The sequence below is a fragment of the Streptomyces sp. RerS4 genome (assembly GCF_023515955.1).
Classification (GTDB): Bacteria; Actinomycetota; Actinomycetes; order Streptomycetales; family Streptomycetaceae; genus Streptomyces.
In genome coordinates this window covers 87,775-113,747 of the sequence record NZ_CP097323.1, presented here as the reverse complement: position 1 = coordinate 113,747, position 25,973 = coordinate 87,775, and the positions used below count along the sequence as shown (strand labels likewise).

The window sequence follows — 25,973 nt, the reverse complement described above, 5'->3', positions numbered from 1 at the left end:
GGCCGGGGCGGCCGCGGACGGGGGACCGTCAGGGACGGACGAGGGTGGGCAGCAGGGGCAGGACGTTCCTGCGGCCGCTGCGGGAGCCGCCGGGGGCCGGCGCTCCGTAGGTGACGGACACGCCGCGGGCCCGGGCGGCGCGGACGATGCCCGGCACGGCGCGCTCGGCGAGCGCGGCGATGGTCATGGCCGGGTTGACGGTCAGCGCGCCGGGGACGGCGGAGCCGTCGGTGACGAAGATGCCGGGGTGGCCGCGCAGCTCGTTGGTGTCGTCGAGCGCGGAGGTGTGCGGGTCGTCGCCCATGCGGACGGAGGACAGCGGGTGCACGGTGTAGGCGCCCACCAGGTCGTTCGTCCACGGCATCACCTTGGCGAGGCCGTCCTTCTCCAGGATCTCCTTGACTTCGGCGTCGGATTTGTCCCAGGCGCCGAGGGTGTTCGCGGTCGGGTCGTAGCGCAGGTTGCCGCGGCCCAGCATCTGCTGGGAGATGCGGTGCGCGTTGCCGGTGGCGGGGGGCGGTCCGAAGACGCCCTCGTTGTCGTCCTCGATCATCGTGAAGATGGTCAGCCAGGACGTCCAGCGCTTGAGGATCTCCTTCTTCTCGGGGCCGAACCACGTGGGTCCGGTCGCGTCGGGGACCTGGGCCAGGATCGTGCCGAGGCCGGGCGGGAAGTACAGCTGTTCCAGGGAGTAGCGCGAGTATTCGGGCAGGGAGCCGTCGAGCCGGTCCCAGCTGGCCACGGTCGGGCCCTTGCCGATCTGGTTGGCGGCGTAGGCGAGGCCGTCGCCGCGGTCGAGGCCGAGCAGTTCGGCGGCCTTGTCCTCGTCGATGATCGCGGTGTTGAGCCGTTCGCCGTTGCCGGAGAAGTAGCGGCCCACCGCTCGGGGCATGGCGCCGAGGTGGTCCTCGCTGCGCTGGAGGATGACGGGGGTGGCGCCGGCTCCCGCCGCGACGACCACGATCTTCGCCTCGATGACGCCGGTGCCCACGTGGATGCGGTAGTCCTCGTCGTCGACGACCTCGTAGTGGACGCGGTAGTCGCCGTCGGAGGTGCGGGCGATGTACTGGACCTCGTGCAGGGGGCGGATCTCGGCGCCGTGGGCGAGGGCCGCCGGCAGGTAGTTGACCAGCAGCGACTGCTTCGCCTCGAAGCGGCAGCCGGCCATCATCCAGTTGCAGTTGACGCACTTGGTGTTGTCGATCGCTACGGCGAGCGGGTTGGCGGTGCGGCCGGCGCGGTCGCAGGCCGCGGCCCACAGGCCGCCGGCGTAGCTGACGTCCTCCCAGCCCTGCTTGGTGACCGACAGGGACTCCTCGACGCGGTCGTACCAGGGGTCGAGGGTGGCGCGGCTGACGGAGCCCGGCCACATGCGGCGGCCGATGGAGCCGTGCCGGTCGAAGACGAACCGGGGGGCGCGGGGCATCGCGGCGAAGTAGACGACGCTGCCGCCGCCGACGCAGTTGCCGCCCAGGACGCTCATGCCGTCGCCGACGGTGAAGTCGAAGGCGCGGGTGTAGGAGGAGCCGAGCTTGTAGTCGTGCTCGAAGTCGTCGTTCTTCAGCCACGGGCCGCGTTCCAGGACGGTGACCTTCGCGCCGCCGGCCGCCAGGTGGTAGGCGGCGATGGCGCCGCCGAAACCGCTGCCGATGACCAGCACGTCGGTACGTTCGGCCGTCGTGCTCATGCGGGGCTCCCGGTGGACGTGGTGTCGGGGTGGAGGCGGGCGAGCGGGCGGCCGTAGCCGAAGTCCTTGAAGCGCCACAGGCCGTCGGCGTCGGGGTGGCTCAGGCCCATGGCGGCGAGGCCCGGGTGGCCCGCCGCCAGTGCCTCGGCGGTGTGCAGGTGCGCGGCGGAGTCGAAGGCCATGTTGCAGAAGAGCGAGAGCAGGACCCAGAACTCCTTCTCGGGGTGGCCCGGCCGCGTCAACCGCTGGACCAGCGCGGCCCGGTCGGGGTAGGCGAGGGCCACGAAGGCGGGTACGTCGGCGTCGAGGGTCAGGCCGCGCTCGGCGGCGTACTCCTCGGCGTGGACGTTGGCGAGCCGGGCCAGGTCGTCGAGACCGTCGTGGATGCCGGTCGCGTCCCAGCGGAGCAGTTCGAGGGCCCCGGCCTGGACGGCGCCGCCGCCGGTGGCGACGCCGGCGATGGCCCGATCTCCGGCCCACCGCTTCTGTCCGGGAACAATGGTGTCCGCATAAGCCTCCAGGGTGATCGTCGTCGTGTGCTTCTCGCCGCCAGGCGCCACACGTTCCTCGTTCTGTCCCATCTCAGCCTCCCGTCGTTTCTTCCGGAGCGGGGCGCCTTGCGGCATGGCAGAAAGCTAGGCGGGGACGACGTGTTCAGGCAACGGAAGTCCGTTCGGGTGGCGTCGGGACTTTCCCAAGTCGTCGCGAGCGGAAGACGGACTCTCCAGAGTCGCCGTGTCGGCAGCGACCGGGTCAGCGCCCGCTCTTTTCGGCCCTTAGGCTGCTGGCCGGGATGCATTCCTCGCCGCCTGTGACGGTCCTTCCACCAAGGGAACGGGCATGCGAAAGGGCTTCGGGTCTCCTCCCTGGGGGAATTGTGAGTAGCTCCGACCGCTCCGCGACGACGCCGACTGATTCCACCCGCCTCGTGCGGATCGATTCGCTCGTGGCCGCCGATTCACCCCGGGTGAACGGCACGGACGAGATTCACGTGAAGCGACTCGCCGGAATCGTTTCCCAATTGCCGCCGGTGCTCGTGCACCGGCCGACGATGCGCGTCATCGACGGCACGCACCGCATCGCGGCGGCGCGGCTGGTGGGCCTGGACTCCGTGGAGGTCCGCTTCTTCGACGGGCCCGAGGAGGAGGTGTTCCTGCGCTCGGTCGCGGCGAACATCGCCCACGGGCTGCCGCTCTCGCTCGCCGACCGCAAGGCGGCGGCGCAGCGCGTCCTGGCCGCGCGGCCGCACCTGTCGGACCGGGCCGTCGCCGGCCACACGGGCCTCGACGCGAAGACGGTGGCCTCCGTGCGCCGGTGTTCAGCCGTGGGTCTTCCCGTGTTGAACACCCGTACGGGCGCCGACGGCCGGGTGCACCCGCTGGACCGCACCGCCGAACGGATCCACGCCGCCGAGCTGCTCACGAACCAGCCCGACCTGCCGTTACGGGCCGTGGTGCGGGAGACCGGCCTGTCGCTCGGCACCGCGCACGACGTGCGGCAGCGGTTGTTGCGGGGCGAGGACCCGGTGCCCGTCGGCCGCCAGGGCGGTCGCGGTCCGGGCCGGCCCACGAAGGCCCCCGCCTCCCCCGCCCCGGCCGATCCCGCCGCCTCCCCGGGCCCCGGCCCTCCCCGCCCCTCCCCGCCCCCGCCCCCGTACCGGCTCCGGCGGCGCCGCGCCCGCAGCGACGCGAGCCCGGCGAGCGGGACCGTCACCGCCGGCCCCTGGACGCCCTGCGCGGCCTCGCGGGGGACCCGTCCCTGCGGCAGTCCGAATCGGGCCGCGACTTCATCCGCTGGATGCACACCCACTTCGTCCTCGACGAGGCGTGGCGCAGCCGCGTGGCGGCCATACCGCCCCACTGCAACGAGACGGTGGCGGAAATGGCCCGGCACTGCTCGGAATCCTGGCTGCGTTTCGCCGAGGACCTCACGGCCCGGCGCATGTCGCAGCACACCGCCCACTTCCTCGATCTGCGTGCGACTCAGGCAACTCGGCATTGACACCACCCATCGACGACGGGGAGACACGGTGACCACGAACACCATCGAGCACGCTGTCCGCCGAGTGATCCACTACATGCACGTCAATCTCAGTCAGGACCTGACGATCGACGACATGGCCCGTACCGCGATGTTCAGCAAATTCCATTTCACGCGTTTCTTCAGAGAGGTCACCGGCACCTCTCCGGGCCGTTTCCTTTCCGCGCTGCGGATACAGGAGGCGAAAAGACTCCTCATCCACACGGAATTCAGTGTGGCGGACATCGGCAGCCAGGTCGGATACAGCAGCATCGGCACCTTCAGTTCCCGCTTCAAGGCCTGCGTCGGCCTCTCCCCCAGCGCCTACCGCGAACTGGGCGGCGTCCTGACGAAGATGCCGCAGCCGGCCGCGCAGTCGAGCGCCGTCGCCCAGCGCCTGACCCTGCGCGGCCGGGTCGTCGCCGAGCAGCCCGCCGCCGAGGGCCCGGTCTTCGTCGGGCTCTTCCCCAGCCGCGTCCCGCAGGGCCGCCCGGTGCGCTGGGCCGCGCTCGGCCGGCCGGGCCCCTTCGAGCTGCGCGACGTGCCCAACGGCACCTGGCACCTGCTGGTGCACTCCCTCCAGTACGGGCACGAGGGCTCCGCCGACGGGCCGGCGGACCCCGGCGTGCTGGCGGTGGGCCGCTACGGGCCCATCACCGTCCACCCGGGGGCGCTGCTGCTGCCGGCCGAGGTGGTGCTGCGCCCGGTGGACGTCCTGGACCCGCCGGTCCTGCTCGCCCGGCCGGCCGCGCACCTGGTGGAGAAGGGCCCGCGCGAGGAGCGGGTGGCGTACTGAGCGCCGGGAACATCACTGAACCGAGAACGTCACTGAGCCGGGAACACCGAAGAAGGGGCCGGCCGCGGAGAGAACATCCGCGGCCGGCCCCTTCTTCGTACGCCCGCCGGCGCTCAGGGCGCCGGGTGCACCGTCATCGGCAGTCCGCCGCGCATCCGCAGCGACAGCATGGCCTCGGGCGTCGCCGGGTGCCCCGGCACGCTGCGCAGTTCGAGGTCCCGGGTGAGCAGGGCCGTGACGAACACGGCCTCCATCATCCCGAGGTTGCTCCCGACGCAGAACCTCGGTCCGGCGCCGAACGGCAGGTAGGCGTAGCGCGGCCGCCCGGCCACCCGCGCCGGTTCGAAGCGGTCGGGGTCGAAGCGCTCCGGGTCCTCCCACAGCGCCGGGTTGCGGTGCAGGATGTACGGGGAGATCAGCACGTCGGCCTTGGCCGACACGGTGTAGCCGCCGACGACGTCGCGCTTCTGCGCGACGCGCGGCAGCACCCACACCGGCGGGTACAGCCGCATGGCCTCCTGTACGACCCGGGTGGTGTACGTCAGGCCGTGCAGGTCCTCGGCGCCCGGGATCCGTTCGCCGAGGACGCGCCGGGCCTCCTCCCGGACCCGTTCGCGCACTTCCCGGTGGCGCTCCAGCAGGCGCAGCGTCCACCCGAGGGTGGACGCGGTCGTCTCGTGGCCCGCGAGGAGCAGGGTGACCAGTTCCTCCTGGAGCCGGCGGCGCGCCGTGACCGGGTCGCCCTTGCCGCGGGCGGCGACGATCATCCGGCACAGCGCGTCGTCCGCCGTCTGCCCCGCCGTCATCCGCGCGGTCCGGTCGGCGACCAGCAGGTCCACCACCCGGTGCAGCTCGCGGCGGCCCTTACGGAAGCGCAACTGGCCGGGCAGCGGGATCCACTTGGGGACCAGGCCCTGGGTGACCATCTCGAACATGGCCTGGTCCTGGACGTCCTCGAAGGCGTGCGCCACCGAGTCGTGGCCGTCGAGGCCGGTGTCGAGCAGGGTCCGCCCGAGGACGCCCAGCGTAAGGCCGGTGACCTCGTGCAGGACGTCGACGGGTCCGGCCCCTTCGCGGGTACGCAGCCCCGCGACGAGTTTCGCCGCCTCCTCGGCGACCGCGTCCGCCTGGGCGGTGATGCGGGCCGGTTTGAAGGCGGGCTGGACGTTGCGGCGCTGGGTGCGCCAGATCTCGCCGTCGCTGGTGAGCAGGCCGTCGCCGAGGACCCGGCGGGCCTGCACCAGGCCGATGCCCTTGTGGTAGTTCTCGCTGTTGTCGGCGAGCACGTGCCGGGCGTAGTCGGGCCGGTTGAAGATGTAGAGCTTCTTGGGGCCCATCGCCACCCGGACCGCGTCGCCGAGCGCCGCCGCGTCCCGCATGAGGCCGAGCCGGTCGACCGCGAGTTTCCTGAGCAGGCCGGGGAGCGCCGTCAGCGGCGGTCCGGGCGGGTTGACGTTCATGCCACGCGGCCTCCTTCGTGCGCGTCGCCGCCGGGCTCGGCCGGGCAGCCGAAGCGGCCCTCGTGGAAGAGCAGGGCGCCGGCGCCGGTGGTGCGGGAGGCCCGCAGCAGCCGGCCCAGGAAGATCGTGTGGTCCCCGGCGTCGTACACGCGCCACTTCTCGCACTCGAAGTGGGCGCTCGCCCCGGTGATCAGGGGCGCGTCGCAGGTGCGGCCGGGCCGCCAGTCGACGCTGTCGAACTGGCCGGCGCCGACGGGCCGGGAGTGGTCGGCGAAGTGCCGGGCGACGGCCTCCTGGCCGTCGCCGAGGACCGAGACGCCGAAGGTGGCCGACCGTTCCAGGCTGCGGTGCATGTCGGCGTCCTTGTCGACGCAGACCAGCAGCAGGGGCGGGCTGAGCGAGACGGAGGTGAAGGAGTTGGCGGTCATGCCCCGGGGGATGTCGCCGCCGACGGTCACGATCGTGACCCCGGTGGCGAACGTCCCGAAGGCGCCGCGCAGTTGACGCCGGTCGTCAAGGTCGATCCGCTGTCCGGACGCGGCGGACGCCGCCGCGAGCGGGCTCACGGGGTGCTCCCGGCGAGCGGCCCGATCAGCTGCGCGGGGTCCGCGTCGGACGCCCGCCGGTAGGGCTCCAGGGCGCGCACCAGCGCGTCGGGGAGGAAGGTGGGCACGGCCTCGCCGGGGCGTCCGCTCATGCAGACGATCCGCTGCCGGCCGCGCGCGGTCAGGGTCGTGGTGCCGTCCTCGGCCGTCCTGACGTGGTCGAAGGCGAGTTCCAGACCGGTGTGGCCGACGTCGGCGGAGGTGAGCCGGATGCGGATCTCGTCCAGGGGGGCGACGGGGGCGAGGAGTTCGCACTCCACCTGCTGGGTGAACAGGCGCGGCCCGTCGATTTCGTCGCACAGCACGCCGGGGGCGTGCTCGCGCAGGAACAGCTCCTGGCAGCGGGCCTGCCAGCGGGTGAAGGTGACGTGGTCGACCCGGCCGCACAGGTCGGTCTCCGCGAAGGCGACCGTGTGCCGGTACTCGAAGCCGACGGGCGCCGGCGCTCCGGTGTCGGTCATGACCGGTTCCCCCCTGCCGTGGGGGCGCCGCCGGTCAGGACGGCGAACACGCCCGACCGCACGGCCCCGACCCGTACGCCGACGGCCGCCGGCGCCGCGTCCGCGCCGGCCAGGGCCGCCGTGGTGCCGGGCGGCGTGACGGCGCGGCGCGCGGGCGTGCGGACCGTGGTGGAGAAGGTGGCGATGCGCGCGGCCCCGGAGGTGAAGACCACCCAGTGGGGCTTGGCGGCGGGGGCCAGGGTCAGCGGGGCGTCGAGCGCCGCGCCCGCCTTGCGCAGGCATTCGACGGCGCTCCACACGCGGGTGGCGGCGGTGTCGGCGCTTTCGCCGGTCTCCTTGGCGACGAGTTCGGCGAGCGGCGCGTACGGGCCGAGCAGGCCCTGCCACTCCTCGGGGGTGCGGCCGGTCACCGCCTCGACGTCGCAGGCCACGGAGGCGTCGGAGCCTTCGGCCGCCGCGACGCCGAGGGTCAGGCCGAGGCCGTGCGCGGCGGAGACGGTCCGGCCGTCGGCGAGTTCGGGGCGCCCGTCGGGGCGGTGGAGTACGTCCACGGGTGCGGCGACGGCGCGGCGGATGGCGGTGGTGGTGCCCGCCCTGCGGTCGGCGGGCTGCCCGTCCGGGGTGGTGGCGTCGGGTTCGACCGCGACGGAGATCTGTGCGGAGAGCACTTCCTCTAGGGCCCTTTCCAGGTAGGAGCCGAGCAGGGGGGCCACCCACGGTCCCTGGCCGTCCGTCTTGCGCACGGCGTGGAGGGTGAGGCCTTCCCAGCGTTCGACGACGGTGCCGTCGGCGGTGCGGACGGCGATGTCGTACACGTACGTGTCACCGTCGCGGGAGCGTTCGGTGGCGCAGTAGCGCAGTTCCGAGGGGACATCGGTGCCGGCGCCGAGCAGGTGGAGCCGGTCGATGCCGGACGGGAGCAGGGTGGCGTCGGGTACGCACACCTGGTTGCCGTGCATCAGGGCGTCGCGCATGCCCGGGTCGGCCAGCAGCAGCCGGCCGGGCAGGAACCCGGCGAACCAGTTGCCGCCGGGGTCGACGGCGACGTCGGCGTCCACGTGGCGGGCCGCGGCCCGGTGGAAGCGGCGCAGCCGCTGGAAGCGGGGGCCCTGGAAGAGGACTCCGCCGTACAGGTCGGCGGCCGGGTCGAGGGGGGCGGCCGGTACGCCGTCGGCGACCTGGTCGGGTTCGCCGTCGGGGGCGGTGGCGCCCGAGAAGACGAGGCGGGCGCGGAAGTGTTCGGCGGCGAAGCCGGTCTCCTCCGCGTGGATGGCCACGTCGACGGTGTCGGCGGCGGTCACGGTGGCGGCGACGCGGATGCGGCCCGCGCCGTTGGGCGGGACGAGGATGGGCCGCAGGAAGCGGGCGTCCTCGATGACGGGGATGTCCTCGCGGCCGATGGCGGCGCAGGCCACCTGGACCATGGCCTCCATGCCGAGGACGGCGGGCAGCAGCAGGTTGCCGTCGAGGTGGTGGTCGGTGAGGTAGAGGTCGGTGCCGGAGTTGAGTTCGACCTCGGTGACGAGTTCCACGCCGTGGTAGCGCACCAGCGGGGTGCCGGTGAACCGCAGGAGCGGCAGCGGCGGCAGTTCGCGGCGTACGGTCTCGATGCCCTCGGTGCGTCCGCTGACGACGCTGACCACGGGCGCGTCCGGGTCGCGGACCAGGCGCAGCAGGATCTCGATGCCCTGGTCGGGGGTGACGGGGGTGATGCCCTCGCGGGCGAGGGATTCGACGACGGACAGCTTCTCGCCCATGCCGACGCCGGACCACACCGACCACTCCAGGCACAGGGCCCGGCAGTCGGGCAGGTCGCGGGCGACCTGTTCGGTGGCGGCGGCCAGCCATTCGTTGGCGGTGGCGTAGTGGGCCTCGCCGCGCAGGCCGGCGCGGCCGATGATGCTGCCGAAGGTGACGAGGAGCTTCAGCGCGCCCTGGTCGACGGCGCCGAGCACGGCGTGCAGTCCGTCGACCTTGGGTGCGAAGGTGCGGCGGAAGTCCTCGGCGGTCAGGGCGCTCAGCGCGGCCGGTTCGTTGCGGCCGGCGCCGTGCAGGACGGCGGTGACGGTGCCGAGTTCGGCGGTGAGGACGGCGACGGCCTCCGCGACGCGGGCGGGGTCGGTGACGTCGGCGCGGGCGTAGCCGACGGTGATCCCGCTGTCGGTCATGCGCCGCAGGTTCGCGGCGACGTCCCGGTCCTCGGCGGGGTCGGAGCGGCCGAGGAGGGCCAGGCGGGCGCCGGTCTCCTTGGCGAGGGCGAGGGCGCACTCGGCGGTGATGCCCTTGGCACCGCCGGTGACGAGGAGCACGTCCGAGGAGTCCAGGACGCGTTCGGTGCGCTCGCCCTCGTAGGGCAGCACGCTCAGGGTGGGGACGCGGCGGGTTCCGTCGGCGTCGTAGTGGACCTCGGTGAAGGTGGCGGTGGCGGCGACCTCCGCGAGGACCCGGGCGACGGCTTCCCCGCCGGCCGGGGTGTGGACGACGGTGGTCCGCAGGTGGGGGGCCTCCAGGTGGAGGCTCTTGGCGAGGCCGGCCGCGCCGGGCCCGTCCTGGACGAGGACGAAGCGGCGGCCGCGGTCGCCCGCGAGGGCGGACTTGGCGCCGTCCAGGGCCCGTTCGACGTCCTCGCGGCCGGCCGGTGAGGGCAGGCAGACGAGCACGCCGGGTCCGCTGCCCGCGGCTTCCAGCTCGCGCTGGAGGGTCCGGGCGTACGGGTGGTCGTCCGGGGCGAACAGCTCCCAGGTCCCGCCGATCTGGCCGGGCACGGGCGGGGGCAGTGGCACCGGTTCGAGGGTGACGGCGAAGGGGCGCGCCCATGGGGCGGCGGCGGTGACCAGGGCCGTGGGGCCGGCGGCGCCGGCTCCTGCGGTGCCGGCGAGGGTGTCCAGCGCTTCGGCGAGTTGGGCGAGGGTCGCGGTGGCGAAGTTGGTGGGGACGTGGGCGGCGGCGATGCCGAGCCGGGTGGCGGCCTGGTTGACGAGCTGGCCGACGGTGATGGAGCTCATGTGGAGTTCGTCGATGAGGCTGATGTCGTCGCCGACCAACTCGGGGGGCAGTTCGGCCCGTTCGGCGACCAGGGCGCGCAGCACGTCGAGCGCGGAGGAGCCGGAGGAGCCCGAGGAACCGGTGGAGCCGGGGGCGGCGTCCGACGCGCTCTCGTCCTCGTCGGCCGATCCGGGCCGGCTGCCGCGACCGGCGGGCAGGACCACCTCGGGGGCCTGTTCGCAGGGGCTGGACAGGAAGTCGAACGTGGCGCCGATCTCCAGCGGCCGGGTGAGCCGGTCCTGGAAGAGCCGCTCGTGGATGAGCGGGGCTCCCGCGACGTAGGCGGCGCCCACGACCTGCAGGAGGGGGCGCAGGGATTCGGAGTCGGTGTCCAGGGCCACGGTGGGTACGTCGGCGACGGACGCGGCGGCCAGCGAGCTGAGCACCCGGCCGGGGCCGACCTCGACGAACAGGTCGACGTCGGCGGCCGCGGCCTTGACGGCCTGGGCGAACAGCACGGGGTCGGTGATCTGCCGGTGCAGCAGCTTGGGCAGGTCGCTGTCGGCGCGCAGGTCCTCACCGGTGACGGTGGAGACGATCCGACGGTCCACGGGACCGAAGGGGACGCCGGTGAGCCAGTCCCCGAACGAGTCGGCGGCCGGGGCGACCAGCGGCGAGTGGAAGGCGTGCGAGACGGCGAGGCGGGTGCAGGTGACCCCGGCCCGCTCGGCCCGCTCGGCGACCGTCTCGATGGCGTCGACGGTGCCGGCGACGACGGTCTGGCCGGGGCTGTTGAACCCGGCGATGACGACGGGCAGCCCCTCGGCGAGGGTGGTGGCGGTGTCGGGGGAGGCGGCCAGCGAGGCCATGGTGCCCGACGCGCTGTGCTCGGCCATGGTGCGGCCGCGGACCCGGGCCACCTCCAGCAGGGTGGGGGCGTCGAGGGCGCCCGCCCAGTGCAGGGCGGAGAGTTCGCCGAGGCTGTGGCCGACGGCGACGTCGGCCTCGATGCCGATGGCTTCGAGGACGCGCAGGCCCGCCGTGGAGCCGGTGACGATGCGCGGCTGGGCCACGCTGGTCGCCACCATGTCGCCGGCGGCCGGCAGCGCGGCCCGGTCGTACACCTCGGCGGCCTCGGTGAAGCGGCGGCGCAGCGCGCCCCCGCCGGTGCCCCGGCCGGAGCCCTGGCCGGGGAAGAGGAAGCCGATGCGGGGCGCCTCGGACGCCTTCCCGAGGAAGCTCCTCCCGTCGCCGGCGGGCAGGGTGGTGGCGCCCTCGGCGAGGGCGTCGGCGATGCGGGCGAGGCGCAGTTCGGCGTCGTCGGGGGAGGTGACGACGACGGCCGCCCGGTAGGGCAGTTCGCGCAGCTCGCGCCGCAGGGTGGCGGCGAGGTCGGCGAGCTGGGCGTAGGACAGCCGGGCGGCGAACGCGCCGACCTCGGCGACGCGGGCGCGCAGGGCCTCGGGGGACTCGCCGTCCAGGAGGAGCAGTTCGGCGTCCTGGAGGGAGTTCGCGAGGGTGGTGGTACGCCGGTTGGGTGTGGTGCGCCGGCCCGGCGCGCTCTTGTCGACGACGACGTGGGTGTTGATGCCGCCGAAGCCCATGGCGGTGACGGCGGCGCGCAGCGGCGCCCCGTCGGGCCAGGCCTCGGCCTTGCGCAGGACACGCAGGTTGGCCTGGTCGCCGGTGAGCAGTTCGTGGGGGTCGACGCAGCCGATGGCGGGCGGCAGGACGCCGGCGTCGACGGCCAGGGTGGCCTTGATGAGTCCGGCGACGCCGGCGGCGGCCTTGGTGTGGCCGATCATGCCCTTGATGGAGCTGATCGCGGCGTGCGGGGCGGTGGGGTCGGCCGCGGCGCGGGCGCCCATGATGGCCGTCAGTTCGGTGGCGTCGCCGACGGCGGTGCCGGTGCCGTGGCCCTCGAAGAGGGGGACGGTCTCGACGCCGAAGCCGGCGCGCTCGTAGGCCCGGCTCATGGCGAGCTGGTAGCCGCTGACCTCGGGGCGGGTGATGCCGCCCTGGCCGTCGGAGGCGATGCCCCAGCCGGCGATGCTCGCGTAGATCCGGCGGCCCTGGGCGAGGGCGTCCTCCTCGCGCATCAGGACGACCATGCCGCAGCCCTCGCCGGGCCAAAAGCCGTTGGAGCCGCGGTCGTAGAGGCGCATCTCCTTCTTCGCGAGGGCGCCGGTCTTGGCGAAGCCGATGATCTCGAAGGGGTCGATGGACAGGTCGACGCCGCCGGCTACCGCGACGTCGAGGTCCCCGCCGATGAGCGAGCCGGCGGCGGTGGTGACGGACAGCAGGGAGGAGGAGCAGGCCCCGTCGACCGTGTAGCCGCCACCGTTGAGATCGAAGTGGTTGCAGATGCGGCCGGCGATGGTGTTGGACAGGCCGCCGGCGAGGGTGTCCTCGTCGATGGCGGGGAAGGGCGACTTGTACGCGTCCTCGACGCCGGCGAGGAAGTCGGCGAGGCGCTGGTCCTCCCAGTCCTGCCCCTTGAGGGCGGCGGCGAGCACGCGTCGTACGTAGGGCCAGCGCAGCCGCATCACGTTGGCGCGGGAGAACTCGCCGGTGAGGGTGTTGCCGACGACGACGCCGGTACGCGGCCGGGGCAGCCCCTCGCCGGCCGGGAAGCCGGCGTCGGCGAGGGCGGCGGTGGCGGTGTCGAGGGCGAGCCAGTGCGTGAGGTCGGTGGAGCGGTAGGTGCTGCCGGCGATGCGGTGGGCGACCCGGTCGAAGGAGTAGCCGTCGATGACGGCGGCGTTGCGGGCGTAGAAGCGGTCGGGGACGCTCGGGTCGGGGTCGTAGTAGTCGTCGAGGTTCATGCGGCCGGCGGGCAGCCGGCGGAAGGCCCGGCGGCCGGCGACGGCGTTCTCCCACAGTTCCCGGTGGCTCGTGGCGTCGGGGTAGCGGGCCGCCATGCCGACGATCGCGATTCTGGTCATACGGTGACCTCCTTGCGTTCCCGTGCCGCGCGCACGGAGGCGCACTTTCCGTGCTGGCAGGTGCCCGCGGCGCAGGCGTCGACGGCGACGGCCGGGAGGGCGACGGCCGGGAGGGCGGCCGGCGCGGATGCCGCTGCCGCCGGGGCGGGTACGGGGGCGGGCGTCGGGAGCACGCTGAGTCCCTCGGGGCGCGCGGCACCGGCCGCGGCCTCCTTGGCCTGCGCGGCGCGTTGCTTGTCGAGGAAGTGCAGGCCCCACAGGTAGCCGCCGCGGATGAGGCAGACGAGGGCGGTGGCGAAGAAGATGCCGTACGCGATGCCGAGCGCGGTCAGCAGGCCGTACAGGGCGGCGACGCCGGCGCCGAAGGCGATCTGCGAGTTCCGCTTGGACGGCGAGGTCCCGGGGTCGGTGACCATGTAGTTGGTGAAGAGGATGAAGGCCGTGCCGGTCATCATGCCGAGCGCCGAGGGGATCGCGGTGCCCATGATGAGACCGCGTACGACGGCCTGGAGGGCGAAGCCGACCAGCCAGGCGAGGATGAGCCACATGCGGCCCGTCAGCTTGGCGTTGAGCAGGGTGCCGAGGGCGACGATGACGGCGGGCAGGACCCAGTCGGCGGGACCGTGCAGGTACTCGGTGAAGTGGTACGGCGGGGCGATGCTGGCCCACGGGAAGAGCAGCAGGATGATCGCGATGCCGAAGTTCGACGGGTTCATGTAGTGCCGCATGCGTCCCTTGAGCGGGGCGCGCAGGACCCACTTGGTGCCGACGGCGACGACGACGCCGAAGACCATGACCCAGACGCGGTCGTTGACGTAGGTCAGCATGTTCACGGCGAGACCGGTGATGTGCGCGGGGAAGAGGAACTCCACGAGTCCCTTGAAGCCGCCGCCGGCGTAGCGGGGGGCGCGGCCGTCGACGCGGGCGCTGATCGCCTCCAGGACGATCTCGGTGGTGTAGGCGGTGGCGACCGCGATGAACGGCCACAGCCAGGCCTGTTCGAAGCCGAGCACGGTGTAGCCGAGGATGTTCAGGACGGAGATGGAGATGGCGAACCGGCGGAGCGCGGTGACCACCTTGACGTCGTGGCGTGGCGGGGCGGGTTTCTGCGTGGTGGACACGGTCACTTCTCCTTGGCCTCGGCGCCGAGCTGGAGCGAGTGCCAGCCGGGGGTCAGCTGAAGATCCTGGTTGCGTACCTGGCCGGTGCGGTCGCGCCAGCTCAGGTGGACCTGCGCCGGGCCGGTGTGCTCGCCGAGCCCGAAGAGCACCTCGTGGCTGCGCTTGCCCGAGTGGCCGCTGCCGCCGTCGACGCGGCCCAGCAGGGTCTTGCCGCGGCCCTGGGTGACGGTGGCCTGGGCACCGATCACGGGGGAGCCGTTCTCGTCGGTGAGCCGCAGGCCCAGGAACGCGTTCCCGGAGTCGCTCATGTTGCAGTAGAAGACGGGGGCGTCCCACTGGCGGGCGACGACGAGGTCGAGGCGGCCGTCACCGTCGGCGTCGCCGGTGGCGATGCCCCGGGTGGGCACCGGTACGCCCATGCCGAGCTGCTTGGACAGGTTGCTGTACGCGCCGTCCTTGTTCTTGGCGAAGAAGCGCAGGAACTGGTCGCCGGCGAGGTCGTCGCCCTCTTCGACGTTGGGCCAGAAGTAGGGGTGCTTGACGAGTTCGTCGTTGGCTGTGGCCAGCTCCTGGAGCTGGGGCCAGCGGTTGCGCTTGCCCTTGACGAAGCCGGTGGCCTGGGTGATCTCCTGCGTGCCGTCGTTGTCGAAGTCGCCGGTCTTCACGTCCCAGCCCCAGCCGGACCAGGCGAGGTTGAGGGGGGCGCTGCGGTCGACGAACGGGGCTTCGCCGGAGGTGAAGCGGGTACGCAGGTCGCTCTGGTCGCGGGCGGTGGAGAGGAAGGCGAAGTTGGATTCCTGGATGCCGAAGGAGGTGGTGATGTTGGAGACGAAGGCGTCGTACATGCCGTCGCCGTCCAGGTCGGCGAAGTCGACGCCCATGCCCTTGAAGGAGCTGCGGCCCAGTTCCTTGGACTTGGGCATCAGCGCGGTGTGGGATGCCTTGACCTCGGCGAACTCGAACTTCCCCGGCCGGGACTTGTTGTAGAGCAGGGCGGAGGTGCCGAAGTCGTGCGCCAGGTACATCTCGGGCTTGAGGTCGCCGTCGAGGTCGGTGGCGGAGACGGCGAGGGTCCAGCCCTTGCCCAGGCCCTCGGGCAGGACGCCGGTGACCTCCTCGAAGCCCTGGGGGGTCCAGCGGAAGAAGTGGCCGCCGCCGCCGTTCTGGGCGTGGGAGAGCGAGTCGTTCATGGTGACGCCGCCGTCGACGGTGTCGTCCAGGACGGGGCTGTCGGGGAAGTAGTTGCCGACGTAGATGTCCTGGTGGCCGTCTCCGTCGAAGTCGGCGACGGTGGCGGCGTTGGAGTTCCACAGCGGGCCGTTGTAGGCGGCGCCGCCGGTGCCGCGGACCAGCTCGACGGGGACGAAGGCGGTGGCGTCCAGGGTCTCCGCGCGGCCCCGGGCCTCCTTCTTCGCCTGGTAGATGACGGGGGTGCGGCCCCAGTAGTAGACGAGGACGTCGGTGGCGCCGTCCTCGTTGAAGTCGCCGGGGACGCAGCCGATCGGCGCGGTGATGTCGTTCTTCGGCAGCGGCGCCGGGTCGAGCACGAAGGGCTTGTACGTCTCGCTCTTGCGGCCGGGGACCGGCGCGGGCGTGATCACCGTCTGGTCGATGCGGGGGTCGGTGATGCACAGGTCGTTGGCCAGTCCGTCGCCGTCGAGGTCGTTCATGGCGACGCCGGCGCCGACGGAGGAGATCCAGCCCTCGATGTGCTTGTACGCCTTGTTGACCTTGCGGACGGTCTGCTGGCGGTATCCGGCGGGCATCGCGATCGACATCGGGACGAAATTGAAATTCCCGGCGAGTTGTTTGTCGTCGGCCACGGCCTGGGAGTCCGGTTTCACCGCGTAGAACATGCTCACCATGACGGTGAGGGCAATGATTCCCGGGGCCTGCCGGCGAATCCAGGAAATGGGGTGCGTCATGCGCTTGCCCCCTTCTGGAAGATGATGGGAGAGGTGATCTTCTCGGCGATCTGCTGCCGCCAGGTCTCGAACGCCGGCACGTCGCCGCCGTCGCAGGTGGTGGGGCGCAGTTCGAGGCAGACCCGGGAGGCCTCCTCGGGGGTGCGCTCGCCGCACAGCACGCGGGCGGCCATGACGGTGTGGTCGATGACGGTGCCGGCCTTGACGCGGGCCTCGCAGGCGAAGGCGGAGCCCTGGGCCAGGTTCGGCAGGTGGGGGCCGGCGAGTTCGGCGAAGCGGCGCAGCTCGTCCTCGTCGGCGCTGCCCGCGTAGGTGCAGGCCAGGCCGGAGCCGGCGTAGAGGTCGCCGTGGCGGTCCTCGGGGTAGGCGGCGATCAGCCGCGCGACGACCTCGGGGTCGGTGCCGCCGACGAACCACAGGGCGCGGCCGATGCCCTGGTCCACGACGCGGGCGCTGTAGGCGTCGGGGCCGCCCTTCCAGTGGAAGGGGGGCGCGGTCAGCGGGTCGCGGACGTAGCCGTCGGTGTGGAAGTAGGCCTGGTGGAAGCCGTAGCCGTCGAGGATGAGCCAGCGCAGGACCGGGTCGAAGCGGGTCACGTCGGGCCACAGGAAGCGGGGCAGGCGGGCCATCGCCCAGCCGATCCCGACGTAGATCATGTAGTCGTGGTGGGCGCCCCGGCCGGTGAGGAGGCCGTCCAGCCGCTTGGTCCCGCCGGTGAGCGAGTCGAGCATGACGGCGCCCATGCCGGCGCCCTCGTAGGCGAAGCCGCGGTAGGCGAGGGGGACGGTCTCCAGCCACTCCTCGGCCTGGGCGGCGGAGCGGGCCTCGACCGCGTAGGCGTACCCCTGGAGGAAGGTCGCCCCGACGGTTTCCAGCTGGTGCTTCGCGGCCGCGTTCTTCACGTGGAATCCGCGTGTTTCCAGCTGTGTTTCCCGTACATTGGGCGTGAGGATTCGGCGCCTCAGCGCACGCAAGGTGGACACGTTGTAAACCGCCCCTCGTTTACTGCTCCTGAATTTCCTTACTCAATGCGAATCTGCCAAGTACCCGGTCGACGGGTCCACTTCAGGAATGCTCAAACAGAATGGACGGGCAGCTTTTCGCGCACGGCCCGGCGCCAGAGTTCGTACGTGGGGACCTCGCCGGCGGGGCTCGTGGCGGGGGCGCTGTCGTCGGCGAGCGCGGCGGCCGCCTCCACGGTCAGGCCGGCGAGCGCGCGCACGGCGGTGCGGGTGTGCTCGGGGACGGTACGGGAGAAGTGGCGGGCCTTCGCGGCGAAGACGGAGCCCTGCGCGACGTGGTCGGCCAGCTCGCCCGCGGCGGCGCCGAGGGCGGCGAGGTCCTCGGCGGTGGAGCAGCCGGCGAAGGTGGCGGCGAGGCCGACGCCGGCCCACAGGTCGCTCTGCCGGTCGGCGGCGAAGCGGCGGACGGAGGCGGCGACCTGGTCGACGCGGGCGCCGCCGATGAACCACAGGGCGCGGCCGATGCCCTGGTCGACGGCCCGCTGGAAGTACGCGGGGTGTCCGTCCCAGGCGTAGGGGGTGTCGGGCCGCTGCTCGTCGACCCATCGGCGGGTGTCGAAGTAGGCCTTGTCGAAGCCGTAGCCGTCGACGGCGAGCCAGGTCATGGGCGGGTAGAACTCCTCGCCCTCCAGCTCGGGCACGACCTTCTTCCACAGCGGCCGGGGCAGCTTGGACATGGCGAAGCCGATGCCGATGTAGTTGAGGAAGATGTGCGGCCGGCCGCCGCCGCGGAGGAGGTCCGCGGTGCGGGTACCGCGGCCCGGCCCCATGGCGTCGCGGATGACGCAGGCCATGGTGGCGCCCTCGTAGGCGAAACCGCGCAGTTCGGCGTCGACCAGCGACAGCCGGCGTTCGGTCTCCGCCAGGTCGCGGTCCTCGATGCCCCATTCGAAGCCGGTGACGACAGCCTGCGGGATGGTCTCCAGTTGGCGTGTGGCGGCGCTCTCGACGACGGGGAAGCCCCGGCCGGAGAAGCTCACCTCCCGCAGGGACGGAGCCATGAGCAGCCTGCGCAGTGATCCCAGTGCCGTTGCCACGCGGTTCCTCCTTCGCGCAGCCACCCGAGGTGGTGGCGGAGGGCCCATCGTGGGCGCGCGGGCCGCGGGGCGGCATCTTCAGGTGTGCGCAACGGCCGTGCGCGGCGGGGGCGGGGCAGGTCAGGGCGGGGACGTCAGCGCAGTCGGCGGACGGCGACCTCCTCGCCGTGCACCTCGCGGGCGCAGCCGTCGCAGACGGGCCGGACGTGGACGTGGCCGTCGCAGCCGATGTGTTCGGCGCGGCGCGGGGGGCCGTCCTCGGTGGGCAGGTTGCGGTCGCCCCACTGCATGAGGGCGAGGACGGCCGTGGTCAGGTCCCGGCCCATGGGGGTGAGCGGGTACTCGTAGCGGACGGGCTTGTCCTGGTAGGGAACGCGCTCCAGGATCCCGAGGTCGACGAGCCGGCCGAGCCGGTTGGTGAGCACGTTGCGGGCGATCTGGAGGGTGCCGAGGAAGCCGTCGAAGCGCTTCACGCCGAGCAGCGCCGAGCGCACGATCAAGAGGCTCCAGCGTTCGCCGATCACTTCGAGGGAGCGGGCGAGGTTGCAGTCCTGTCCTTCGTATGTCCGTGGCAGCATGCGGACCACCGTAACCGAGCGAGTTGCGTGAAAGGACTCGTTCGGGCCCGGCGGACGCGGTTGCGCAATCCGGAAGAAGACCACCCGCCGCGGGCGGTGGTGGGATGATGCGGGTCCCACCCACAACTGACCGAGAGGTGTGTCGAGATGGCCGCAGGAACCCACTCCGCGAGCCGACAGGCGACCGGACTGATCGACGCGCTCAACACCCGCCACCACAAGAACGCGTTGCGCGTCTTCGCGGTCATCGTCGTGGCGCACTGGGCCGAGCACCTGGCGCAGGCCGCGCAGATATACATCCTCGGCTGGCCGCTGCCCGAGGCGCGCGGGGTCCTCGGCGTGCCGTTCCCGTGGCTGATCAAGTCCGAGTGGATGCACTACGGGTACGCCCTGCTCATGCTGGCCGGGTTCCTGCTGCTGCGGCGCGGCTTCACCGGCCGCTCCCGGACCTGGTGGAACGTCACCCTCGGCGTCCAGGTGTGGCACCACTTCGAGCACCTGCTGCTCCTGCTCCAGGCGCTGACCGGCGCCTTCCTGGCGGGCAAGGCGGTGCCGACGAGCATCGTCCAGCTGATCGCGCCCCGGGTGGAGCTGCACCTCTTCTACAACGCGATCGTCACCATCCCGATGATCATCGCCATGGTCCTGCACACGCGGGCGCACGCCGACAACGCCTCGGCCCGCTGCGACTGCGCCCTGACGGCATGAGCCTGACGGCCGCCCCCGCCCCGGAGCGGACCGGCGGGCCCGCGCCCCACACCCGGACGGCCCGCGGGCCGTCCGGGTTCGTCTCGTCGCTGGTCCTGATGGCCGCCGCGCTGATGCTCTACGTGTCGCTGCCGAACCTCGGCAACGCGCTGCGGGCGGCTACGGCCGACGGCGTACCGGGGACGTTCACGGCGAGCCGGCTGACCTGCGTCCAACACCCCGGGCACGAGACCTGCGAATGGACGGGCACCTTCCGCGCCGCCGAGGGGGCGCGAGCGCGGGAGGACGTCAAGCTGTACGGGACGGGGCGCGGCTCCCTCGCCATGGGCGAGGCGGCGCCCGCGATGGACGTCGGCAACCCGGGGCGCGTCTACCGCCCCGGCGGCTCCCACGAGTGGATCTTCACCTTCGCCCTCCTCGCGGCCGGTTACGCCCTCGTGGCGGTGGTGGTCCGCCGCCACCTGATGCCCCCGCGCACCGCCGCCCGGAAAAGCCCCGTCCCTCCGCCGCGGGGGTAGGGAGGCGGAGGGACGGGGGGCTCGAACCCCGGGGGAGGAAGGGGCCCGGCGGGTGTCAGGCCGTGCGGCCCTCGGGCGCGGTGTCGCCGGGGAGGGCGAGGCGGCCGTAGGCGTAGGCCGCCGACACCAGGGTCATGTGGTGGTGCCAGCCCGGGTAGGAGCGGCCCTCGAAGTCGAGCAGGCCGAAGTCGTCCTCCAGCCGCTGGACGGTGACGCCGGTCCGGCGGTGGAGCTGGGCGAGGGCGACGAGTTCGTCGGAGCGCCGGTAGACCATGTTGGTCAGCCACAGTTGGGGCGAGCGCCGGCCCGCGTGGTGGCGTACGGCGAACAGCCGGTAGGTGTGGTGCGGGTTCTGGCGGGTGGTGCGCAGTTCGGGCAGGCGCACCAGGCCGGTGACCACGGAGGTGCGGCCGGGGTGGCCCTCGTGGCTGCCGAGGGTGTCGAGGCGGAAGTGGCTCTCGGGCTTGAGCTCGAAGAAGCGTCGGGCCTCCATCGCGGCCGGCAGTCCGCCGCCGCCCACGTACGTCGCCCGGCCGGTGCTGTGGACGCCGGGCACCACCGGTATGCGGCCGGGTACGGCCACGACGAAGTCGCGGCCGCGCGCGCTCAGGGCCCGTACCAGCGCGGCGGCGCCGGGGCACGAGGTGAGGTCGGCGACGATCGGCGGGGCCCCGAAGCGGGTGTTGGCGGTGAGGGAGTCGGCGAGGTCGAGGGTGTGCTGTTCGACGGCGCGGTGGGTGACGCCCTCGGGGATCCGGGCCCGGGAGCGGCGTTCCTCGTCGCCGGCCCAGGCGCCGGGGAGCAGCAGGCCCCAGTCGACGGGGTAGGCGTCGGTCTCGGTGGCGAGGAAGGCGCCGACGCCGACCTGGCAGTTGACGGAGCGTCCGGTGGCGGGCACGAAGCGGCGGTGCACGCCGCAGGAGTGTTCGCCGCGCTTGCGCAGGACGGCGGTGTCGAGCACCCACGCCTGGGGCTCCACCCGCCGCTCCACCCAGCGGGTCAGCTCGGCGCGGGCGAGGTCCCAGTCCCAGGGGCTCGCGTTGACGAACTGGTGCATGGACTGGGGGGCCGTCGGGGAATCGGAGACGGCGGCGGCGATGCGCCGTACCGACTTCTTGCCCTCGGTGGTGAGCAGGCCCTGGAGGTAGGCCTGGGCCCAGTAGCGCTGGTCGGCCCGGGGCAGGTGCCCGAAGAGCTGTTCGGTCATCACCGAGACGGGCGCTTGGGCAAGGTTCGAGGCGTTCGCCGCCATGGCACGATCCCTCCTGCATCGGTCATCCAGCCGCTCGCATCAGCATAGCGATCGTTCGTTTTTTTTCCAGTGGATGGACGCACCTCCACCCCAAGCCCCTTTCTTCCGCGCCGACTTCGGCAAGTGAGCGGCCCGGACACCGCCGGCAGGGTGGTCCGACCACGTCCAGTGACCACTTCGGCAACTCTGCGTTGCGTTCGCCGCCTGATCATGCGGAAGCTGTGACGGATCTCAACCACGCACGCTTGAGGTGCCGGGACAGCGCACCCGTGGGGCCGGGCACCTCCCGACCCCGTTCGGAGACCCCATGGCGAATCAGCAGAGGGCGGTCAGGAGCCGCGGCGCCCTCGTGCGGGCGGCCGCCGCGCACTTCGACGAGGACGGCTACGCCGGGACCTCGTTGTCACAGATCAGCAAGTCGGCCGGGATCTCGGTGGGCGGACTGACCTTCCACTTCAAGTCCAAGGCCGAACTGGCGGAGGCCGTCGAGGAGGTGGGCCGCGCGGACACCCGCGCGGCCCTGGAGCGCGTACGGGCCCGGCCCGGCCCCGCGCTGCGCCGGCTCGTCGAGCTGACCCTGGAGCTGACCCGGCAGATCGGCCGGAACGCGGCCGTACGGGCCACCATCCGCCTGGAACGCGAACGGCCCGGGGCGCAGCCCTGGTCCGCGACCTGGCTCCCGGACGCGCACGAGTTGCTGCGCCAGGCCCGCGACGACGGCGGGTTGCTGCGCGGGACGGACCCTGAGGCGGTGGCGGCGCTGGTGCTGAGCCTGGTGTCCGCCACGGAGATGGCCTCGCGGCGCCCCACGGGCCCGGCCTGGTCCACCGAGGGCGCGATCCGGCTGCTGGAGAACACCTGGCGGCTGGTCCTGACGGGGATACTGGCCGACCGGGACGCGATCGCGGAGGTCACCCGCCGCCCCGTCGACACCACCGCCCCGGGCCGCAGCGGCCAGGTGGCCCACTAGGGACGACCAGGCCGGGGGTGTCCGGCTAGGCCGCCGTCCAGCCCCCGTCCACGGGGAGCGCCGTTCCGGTGACGAAGGAGGAGCGGTCGCTGCACAGCCATGCCGCCGCCTGGGCCACCTCGTCGGGGTCGGCCATGCGCTTTTGCAGGGAGCGCCCGGTGAAGGCCTCCTCCAGCGAGGGGGTGTGGCTGATGATGTCGGTCATCAGCTCCGTCCGCGTGCTGCCCACCACGAGGGAGTTGACCCGGATGCCGTCGGCCGCGTACTCGTCGGCGGCCGCCTTGGTCAGGCCGATCACCGCGTGCTTGGCGGCGACGTAGGAGGCGGTGGCGCCGGTGGCGAGGACCCCGGCCACGCTGGCGGTGTTCACGATGGATCCGCCGCGGCCGGCCGCGAGCATCGCGGGGAGCTGGTGCTTGAGGCAGTTCCACACGCCGCGCAGGTTCACGTCGAGGACCCGGTCGAAGACGGCGTCGTCGGTCTCGTGGACGCGGGTGCCGGCCGTGGCCCAGCCGGCGTTGTTGAGGGCGCCGTCGAGCCGGCCGTACTCCTCGACCGCGCGGGCCACCACGCGGGCCATGTCGGCGGACAGGGCCACGTCGGCCACCACGGCGGTCGCCTGCCCGCCACGCCGGCGTATCTCCTCGGCCAGCGCGTCGAGGTGCCCCTGCCGGCGGGCCGTGACGACCACGGCCGCGCCCTCCGCCGCGAACAGCCGGGCGGCGGCGGCGCCGATGCCGCTGGAGGCGCCGGTGATCACGATGACCTTGTTCTCCAGCAGGCGTAAGTCGCTCATGACGGGGTCCTTCGACGGAGCGGCGGAGAGGGGGGCTGGCAGGTCGGCGGAGCAAGCAACGGCCACGCAAAACCGGTCATGCGTTCACCTGGGGATGAGGCGTTCTATCACACCGAATCAGCCGGCCGACAGGCGGAACGTACGCCGCCTACGCCGTCGGCTGTCACCCGTCTACGTCGAACGGCGCCGTCGTGGACGTAGCCGCTGAACCCCCGCGAGAACCCCTTCGCGTCCGCTACTTGATCAGGGCCGCCGCACGGCGGACGCTGACCTTCACCGACTTCCGCCCGCTTTCGCTGGCGATGGAAGGGATGAGGAGTTCCCACATGGTCACGGTGCGTCGGGGCAGGTCGGAACGGTTGGTGACCAGGTCGGAGTACAGCTGCATGCCGGTGCACGCCCCGACGACGAATTCCGCGATCCTCCGCACCTCGGCGGAATCCGCCAGTTCACCCCGGTCCCGGGCCACGAGCAGGCATTCCTCCATGATTTTCTGCCATTCGTGGAACGACTCCGCGTCGTGCACCCCGAAGCCGGTCTGCTCCACGGCCAACCGCACGGCCGCGCGCAGGATCTTGTCCACCTGGAGCTGGTGCGACCACACGAGGGTGAGGTCCACCAGGCGTTGGAGCCCGTCCGAGGTCAGCCTGGGCATGATGGTCTCCGGCTGGGAGTTCATCACCGCCAGGGCCAGGGCTTCCTTGTTGGGGAAGTGGAAGTACACCGCACCGAGCGTGACGCCGGCCCTCTTCATGATCTCGCGCATGCTCGCGCCGAGGTAGCCGCTCTCGTCGAAGACCTCGGCCGCCGCCGAGATGATCGCCTGCCGGGTCTTCACCGCGCGTTCCTGCTTCAACTGCGGCTCCACCACTTGTGCATCCTCTCTCGACAAACAAAGCGAACGCACTTTATTTTACAGTCCGCGCCGTTGGCCGACCAGGCCATTCATGGCCACACATACGCACGCCAGAGGGGAATGGCATGCTCATATCGACTGAACGCCCCGCACCTGTACGCAGCGCCCTGACCACGACCGTTGCGAAGGAATACGTTCACCGCGCGGCCCTCTCCGACGTCTTCCTCACGGGATGCACGTCGACCGGACCCGATGCGTTCACGATCGATGCCCAGTGGCCTCGCTGCCATGGCTTCTACGTCTGCGACCGAGGCCTGTACGACCCCATGCTGCTGTGCGAGACCATCCGCCAGACGCTCCCGCTCCTGACCCACACCGCCTACGGGGTGCCGTTCGGGCACCAGTTGAGCTGGTCGCGGCTGCGCTACGCCGTCAACCCGCACGCGATGCGCGTCGAGCGCACCCCGGCCGAGCTCCAGCTCCACGTGAACTGTACGAACATCACCTACCGGCGCGGGCTGCCCGTCGCGCTGTCCATGCACTACGAGATCACCCGCGGCGAGACCCTGCTGGCCGTGGCCAGCACCGTCTTCCACTGCCACGCCCCGGCCGTCTACCAGCGGCTGCGGGCGGGGCGCGCGGGGACCAGCGGGTTCTGGGCGATGCCCGACCCGACCCCGGCGCTGTCGCCCGCGCTGTGCCGGCGGGACCGGCCGGACGACGTCGTCCTGTCCCCCACCGCCGACGCGGACCGCTGGCGGCTGCGCGTCGACCCGACGCACCCCGTGCTGTTCGACCACCCGGTCGACCACGTCCCGGGGATGATGCTCCTGGAGGCGGCGCGGCAGGCCGCCCACGCGTCGGCCCCCGAGGGGGGCGCCTGGTGGCCCGCGTCGATGAACATCACCTTCCGCCGCTACGTCGAGTTCACCAGCCCCTGCTGGATCACCGCCGAACCGGTCCCGCCGCAGACCGAGGGCCGCGACAAGGGGCTGCGGGTGACCGCCGTCCAGGACGAGGCGCCCGTCTTCGAGGCGACGGTCGCGGTCGCCCACATCCCCTGACCGCCTGCGCGCCCGAGGCGCTTCAAACGTCTCAGGCGTCTCAGGCGTCTCAGGCGTCGACGACGGCCGCGCGGAAGGTGTGGAAGGTGCGCAGGGCGCGCTCCCATACGTCGGTCCGTGCGGCCAACCCCTCCAGTTGGGGGGCGAGTTCGGCGGAGAAGGCGGTACTGGCCTCGACGGGCAGGAGGGAGGGGAGGTTGTCGATGGCGATGAGGTCCAGGGGGTGGCCCCCGCCGCGCAGGGTGCGTACCGGCTCCGTCCAGGTGGTCGTCTCGTCGTAGACCGGCAGCACGTTGCAGTCGGAGGTGACGTCGCAGGTGACGTCGCTGACGAGCGAGAGCCGGCGCTCGGGGTCGTCGAGGTCGGCCTTGGTCAGGAACGGCGGCACGGGCGAGGTGGTCAGCACGGTGTTGACCAGCAGGTCGTGTCCGAGGAGGGCGGGCCGGTCCAGCGCGCGGGTCTCGGCGAGGTCCCAGCGGGTGGGCTCCAGCCCGGCCCGGACGAGGGCGTCGCAGGCGCCCCGGCCGCTGCGGCCGAGCGCGCCGACCACGAGGGCGGTGGTGGGGTCCGCGTACGGCGCGTCGTACGCGCCCTCGGCCAGCAGCGCGTCGAGCGCGGGCCGGTCGGTGGGGGCGAGGGGGGTGGCGAGGGTGTCCCGGTGGTGCAGGACGGCGAGGGCCGCGCCGACGTAGCCCGCCCAGTAGCCGAAGGCGGCGACGCGGCGGCCGGCGTCGTCGGTGAGGTACTCCATGTCGAGCAGGGCCCCGCCGCCGGCGGTGAAGCGGGCGAGCAGTTCGGCGGCGCCGGCCTGCCCCTTGTAGGCGTGGCCGAAGTAGATGTGACGGTGGCGCAGGGCCGGGGCGTCCGGACCGGCGGGCAGTTCCTTGAGCCCGAGCACGTACGCCTCGTCGGGGGCCTCGGCGTGCCAGGAGGCGGTGGGGGCGGTGGCGCAGCCGGCGGCCTCGTAGGCGGCGAGCGGGAAGACGCGCTGTGGCGACTCCTCGACGGTGATCCGGACGCCGCCGCGGACCAGGCGGGCCGCGTCCTCGGGGGTGAGGGGGGCGCGGCGTTCGGTGGGGCGGGCCTCGTGCCGCATCCAGAGGTGGGTGCTGTCCGACATCGTGCGGTTCGTCCTGTCTACGGGCTGGGGGTGGCAGACCTGCCGCTG

21 protein-coding genes are annotated in these 25,973 nt (G+C 72.7%); 6 read left to right on the top strand and 15 right to left on the bottom strand.

All coding sequences use genetic code 11. The features are described 5' to 3' along the window. Nucleotides 1–28: 28 nt before the first annotated feature. A complete protein-coding gene (locus tag M4D82_RS33335; RefSeq protein WP_249772611.1) occupies nucleotides 29–1,687 on the bottom strand; it encodes an FAD-dependent oxidoreductase in 1,659 nt (552 codons plus the stop codon). Next, complete coding sequence (locus M4D82_RS33330; protein WP_249772609.1) at nucleotides 1,684–2,268, bottom strand: DUF5987 family protein; 585 nt, start codon at nucleotides 2,266–2,268, stop codon at nucleotides 1,684–1,686. The genes M4D82_RS33335 and M4D82_RS33330 overlap by 4 nt, the downstream gene beginning before the upstream one ends. 733 nt (nucleotides 2,269–3,001) lie before the next feature. Between M4D82_RS33330 and M4D82_RS34740 the strand changes: the two genes are divergently transcribed. Together M4D82_RS34740 and M4D82_RS34735 are read left to right on the top strand one after the other, a co-directional pair. Continuing rightward, a complete protein-coding gene (locus M4D82_RS34740) occupies nucleotides 3,002–3,688 on the top strand; it encodes a hypothetical protein (RefSeq protein WP_502989109.1) in 687 nt (228 codons plus the stop codon). Between the two features lie 76 nt (nucleotides 3,689–3,764). Further along, nucleotides 3,765–4,502 carry a helix-turn-helix transcriptional regulator gene (locus M4D82_RS34735; protein ID WP_502989110.1) on the top strand — a complete coding sequence of 246 codons (738 nt, stop codon included), beginning with the start codon at nucleotides 3,765–3,767 and terminating at the stop codon, nucleotides 4,500–4,502. Nucleotides 4,503–4,615: 113 nt separating this feature from the next. Here M4D82_RS34735 and M4D82_RS33320 read toward each other — a convergent pair whose 3' ends face one another. From M4D82_RS33320 to M4D82_RS33280, 9 genes are all read right to left on the bottom strand, one after another. Beyond that, the gene (locus M4D82_RS33320) at nucleotides 4,616–5,962 is read right to left on the bottom strand and encodes a cytochrome P450 (RefSeq protein ID WP_249772607.1); all 1,347 of its coding nucleotides are present in this window, start codon (nucleotides 5,960–5,962) and stop codon (nucleotides 4,616–4,618) included. After that, nucleotides 5,959–6,528 carry a flavin reductase family protein gene (locus M4D82_RS33315; protein WP_502989108.1) on the bottom strand — a complete coding sequence of 190 codons (570 nt, stop codon included), beginning with the start codon at nucleotides 6,526–6,528 and terminating at the stop codon, nucleotides 5,959–5,961. The genes M4D82_RS33320 and M4D82_RS33315 overlap by 4 nt, the downstream gene beginning before the upstream one ends. Further along, nucleotides 6,525–7,028 (bottom strand): acyl-CoA thioesterase, encoded by a 504-nt coding sequence (locus M4D82_RS33310; protein WP_249772605.1) that lies wholly within the window; start codon nucleotides 7,026–7,028, stop codon nucleotides 6,525–6,527. Before M4D82_RS33310 ends, M4D82_RS33315 begins: the two co-directional genes overlap by 4 nt. Then, nucleotides 7,025–12,958 (bottom strand): type I polyketide synthase, encoded by a 5,934-nt coding sequence (locus tag M4D82_RS33305; RefSeq protein ID WP_249772603.1) that lies wholly within the window; start codon nucleotides 12,956–12,958, stop codon nucleotides 7,025–7,027. Before M4D82_RS33305 ends, M4D82_RS33310 begins: the two co-directional genes overlap by 4 nt. Further along, nucleotides 12,955–14,085 (bottom strand): RnfABCDGE type electron transport complex subunit D, encoded by a 1,131-nt coding sequence (locus M4D82_RS33300; RefSeq protein ID WP_249772601.1) that lies wholly within the window; start codon nucleotides 14,083–14,085, stop codon nucleotides 12,955–12,957. The genes M4D82_RS33305 and M4D82_RS33300 overlap by 4 nt, the downstream gene beginning before the upstream one ends. Further along, complete coding sequence (locus M4D82_RS33295; RefSeq protein ID WP_249772599.1) at nucleotides 14,082–16,004, bottom strand: CRTAC1 family protein; 1,923 nt, start codon at nucleotides 16,002–16,004, stop codon at nucleotides 14,082–14,084. Before M4D82_RS33295 ends, M4D82_RS33300 begins: the two co-directional genes overlap by 4 nt. After that, on the bottom strand, nucleotides 16,001–16,987 hold the full coding sequence (locus tag M4D82_RS33290; RefSeq protein ID WP_249772597.1) for a DUF1702 family protein: 987 nt from the start codon (nucleotides 16,985–16,987) through the stop codon (nucleotides 16,001–16,003). The genes M4D82_RS33295 and M4D82_RS33290 overlap by 4 nt, the downstream gene beginning before the upstream one ends. A 92-nt stretch (nucleotides 16,988–17,079) precedes the next feature. Further along, the gene (locus M4D82_RS33285) at nucleotides 17,080–18,063 is read right to left on the bottom strand and encodes a DUF1702 family protein (RefSeq protein ID WP_249772595.1); all 984 of its coding nucleotides are present in this window, start codon (nucleotides 18,061–18,063) and stop codon (nucleotides 17,080–17,082) included. A gap of 134 nt (nucleotides 18,064–18,197) precedes the next feature. Further along, on the bottom strand, nucleotides 18,198–18,641 hold the full coding sequence (locus tag M4D82_RS33280) for a winged helix-turn-helix transcriptional regulator (RefSeq protein WP_249772592.1): 444 nt from the start codon (nucleotides 18,639–18,641) through the stop codon (nucleotides 18,198–18,200). Nucleotides 18,642–18,788: 147 nt separating this feature from the next. Between M4D82_RS33280 and M4D82_RS33275 the strand changes: the two genes are divergently transcribed. Together M4D82_RS33275 and M4D82_RS33270 are read left to right on the top strand one after the other, a co-directional pair. Continuing rightward, the gene (locus M4D82_RS33275) at nucleotides 18,789–19,349 is read left to right on the top strand and encodes a hypothetical protein (RefSeq protein ID WP_249772590.1); all 561 of its coding nucleotides are present in this window, start codon (nucleotides 18,789–18,791) and stop codon (nucleotides 19,347–19,349) included. After that, nucleotides 19,346–19,867, top strand: coding sequence for a hypothetical protein (locus tag M4D82_RS33270; protein ID WP_249772588.1), 522 nt, complete (start codon nucleotides 19,346–19,348; stop codon nucleotides 19,865–19,867). The genes M4D82_RS33275 and M4D82_RS33270 overlap by 4 nt, the downstream gene beginning before the upstream one ends. 55 nt (nucleotides 19,868–19,922) lie before the next feature. Here the strand turns inward: M4D82_RS33270 and M4D82_RS33265 are convergent, their stop codons facing one another. After that, complete coding sequence (locus tag M4D82_RS33265) at nucleotides 19,923–21,119, bottom strand: IS701 family transposase (RefSeq protein ID WP_249772586.1); 1,197 nt, start codon at nucleotides 21,117–21,119, stop codon at nucleotides 19,923–19,925. 307 nt (nucleotides 21,120–21,426) lie between these two features. Here M4D82_RS33265 and M4D82_RS33260 point away from each other — a divergent pair, with 307 nt between their 5' ends. Beyond that, nucleotides 21,427–22,089 carry a TetR family transcriptional regulator gene (locus tag M4D82_RS33260; protein WP_249772584.1) on the top strand — a complete coding sequence of 221 codons (663 nt, stop codon included), beginning with the start codon at nucleotides 21,427–21,429 and terminating at the stop codon, nucleotides 22,087–22,089. A 25-nt stretch (nucleotides 22,090–22,114) separates the two neighbouring features. On the opposite strand, the gene M4D82_RS33255 is transcribed toward M4D82_RS33260, so the two are convergent. Both M4D82_RS33255 and M4D82_RS33250 read right to left on the bottom strand, forming a co-directional pair. Further along, a complete protein-coding gene (locus M4D82_RS33255; protein WP_249772582.1) occupies nucleotides 22,115–22,885 on the bottom strand; it encodes an SDR family NAD(P)-dependent oxidoreductase in 771 nt (256 codons plus the stop codon). Nucleotides 22,886–23,120: 235 nt separating this feature from the next. Continuing rightward, nucleotides 23,121–23,753, bottom strand: a complete 633-nt coding sequence (locus M4D82_RS33250; protein ID WP_249772580.1) for a ScbR family autoregulator-binding transcription factor — start codon at nucleotides 23,751–23,753, stop codon at nucleotides 23,121–23,123. Nucleotides 23,754–23,866: 113 nt separating this feature from the next. Between M4D82_RS33250 and M4D82_RS33245 the strand changes: the two genes are divergently transcribed. Next, nucleotides 23,867–24,805, top strand: coding sequence for a ScbA/BarX family gamma-butyrolactone biosynthesis protein (locus M4D82_RS33245; protein ID WP_249772578.1), 939 nt, complete (start codon nucleotides 23,867–23,869; stop codon nucleotides 24,803–24,805). Between the two features lie 49 nt (nucleotides 24,806–24,854). Here M4D82_RS33245 and M4D82_RS33240 read toward each other — a convergent pair whose 3' ends face one another. After that, a complete protein-coding gene (locus tag M4D82_RS33240) occupies nucleotides 24,855–25,925 on the bottom strand; it encodes a saccharopine dehydrogenase (RefSeq protein ID WP_249772576.1) in 1,071 nt (356 codons plus the stop codon). Between the last annotated feature and the right edge of the window lie 48 nt (nucleotides 25,926–25,973).

Bases quoted from the DNA above. Each gene is read 5' to 3' on its own strand.
- M4D82_RS33240 (WP_249772576.1), bottom strand. From the start codon at position 25,925: ATGTCGGACAGCACCCACCTCTGGATGCGGCACGAGGCCCGCCCCACC.
- M4D82_RS33245 (WP_249772578.1), top strand. From the start codon at position 23,867: ATGCTCATATCGACTGAACGCCCCGCACCTGTACGCAGCGCCCTGACC.
- M4D82_RS33330 (WP_249772609.1), bottom strand. From the start codon at position 2,268: ATGGGACAGAACGAGGAACGTGTGGCGCCTGGCGGCGAGAAGCACACG.
- M4D82_RS33295 (WP_249772599.1), bottom strand. From the start codon at position 16,004: ATGACGCACCCCATTTCCTGGATTCGCCGGCAGGCCCCGGGAATCATT.
- M4D82_RS33320 (WP_249772607.1), bottom strand. From the start codon at position 5,962: ATGAACGTCAACCCGCCCGGACCGCCGCTGACGGCGCTCCCCGGCCTG.
- M4D82_RS33270 (WP_249772588.1), top strand. From the start codon at position 19,346: ATGAGCCTGACGGCCGCCCCCGCCCCGGAGCGGACCGGCGGGCCCGCG.
- M4D82_RS33280 (WP_249772592.1), bottom strand. From the start codon at position 18,641: ATGCTGCCACGGACATACGAAGGACAGGACTGCAACCTCGCCCGCTCC.
- M4D82_RS33305 (WP_249772603.1), bottom strand. From the start codon at position 12,958: ATGACCAGAATCGCGATCGTCGGCATGGCGGCCCGCTACCCCGACGCC.
- M4D82_RS33275 (WP_249772590.1), top strand. From the start codon at position 18,789: ATGGCCGCAGGAACCCACTCCGCGAGCCGACAGGCGACCGGACTGATC.
- M4D82_RS34735 (WP_502989110.1), top strand. From the start codon at position 3,765: ATGCACGTCAATCTCAGTCAGGACCTGACGATCGACGACATGGCCCGT.
- M4D82_RS33265 (WP_249772586.1), bottom strand. From the start codon at position 21,119: ATGGCGGCGAACGCCTCGAACCTTGCCCAAGCGCCCGTCTCGGTGATG.
- M4D82_RS33335 (WP_249772611.1), bottom strand. From the start codon at position 1,687: ATGAGCACGACGGCCGAACGTACCGACGTGCTGGTCATCGGCAGCGGT.
- M4D82_RS33310 (WP_249772605.1), bottom strand. From the start codon at position 7,028: ATGACCGACACCGGAGCGCCGGCGCCCGTCGGCTTCGAGTACCGGCAC.
- M4D82_RS33255 (WP_249772582.1), bottom strand. From the start codon at position 22,885: ATGAGCGACTTACGCCTGCTGGAGAACAAGGTCATCGTGATCACCGGC.
- M4D82_RS33260 (WP_249772584.1), top strand. From the start codon at position 21,427: ATGGCGAATCAGCAGAGGGCGGTCAGGAGCCGCGGCGCCCTCGTGCGG.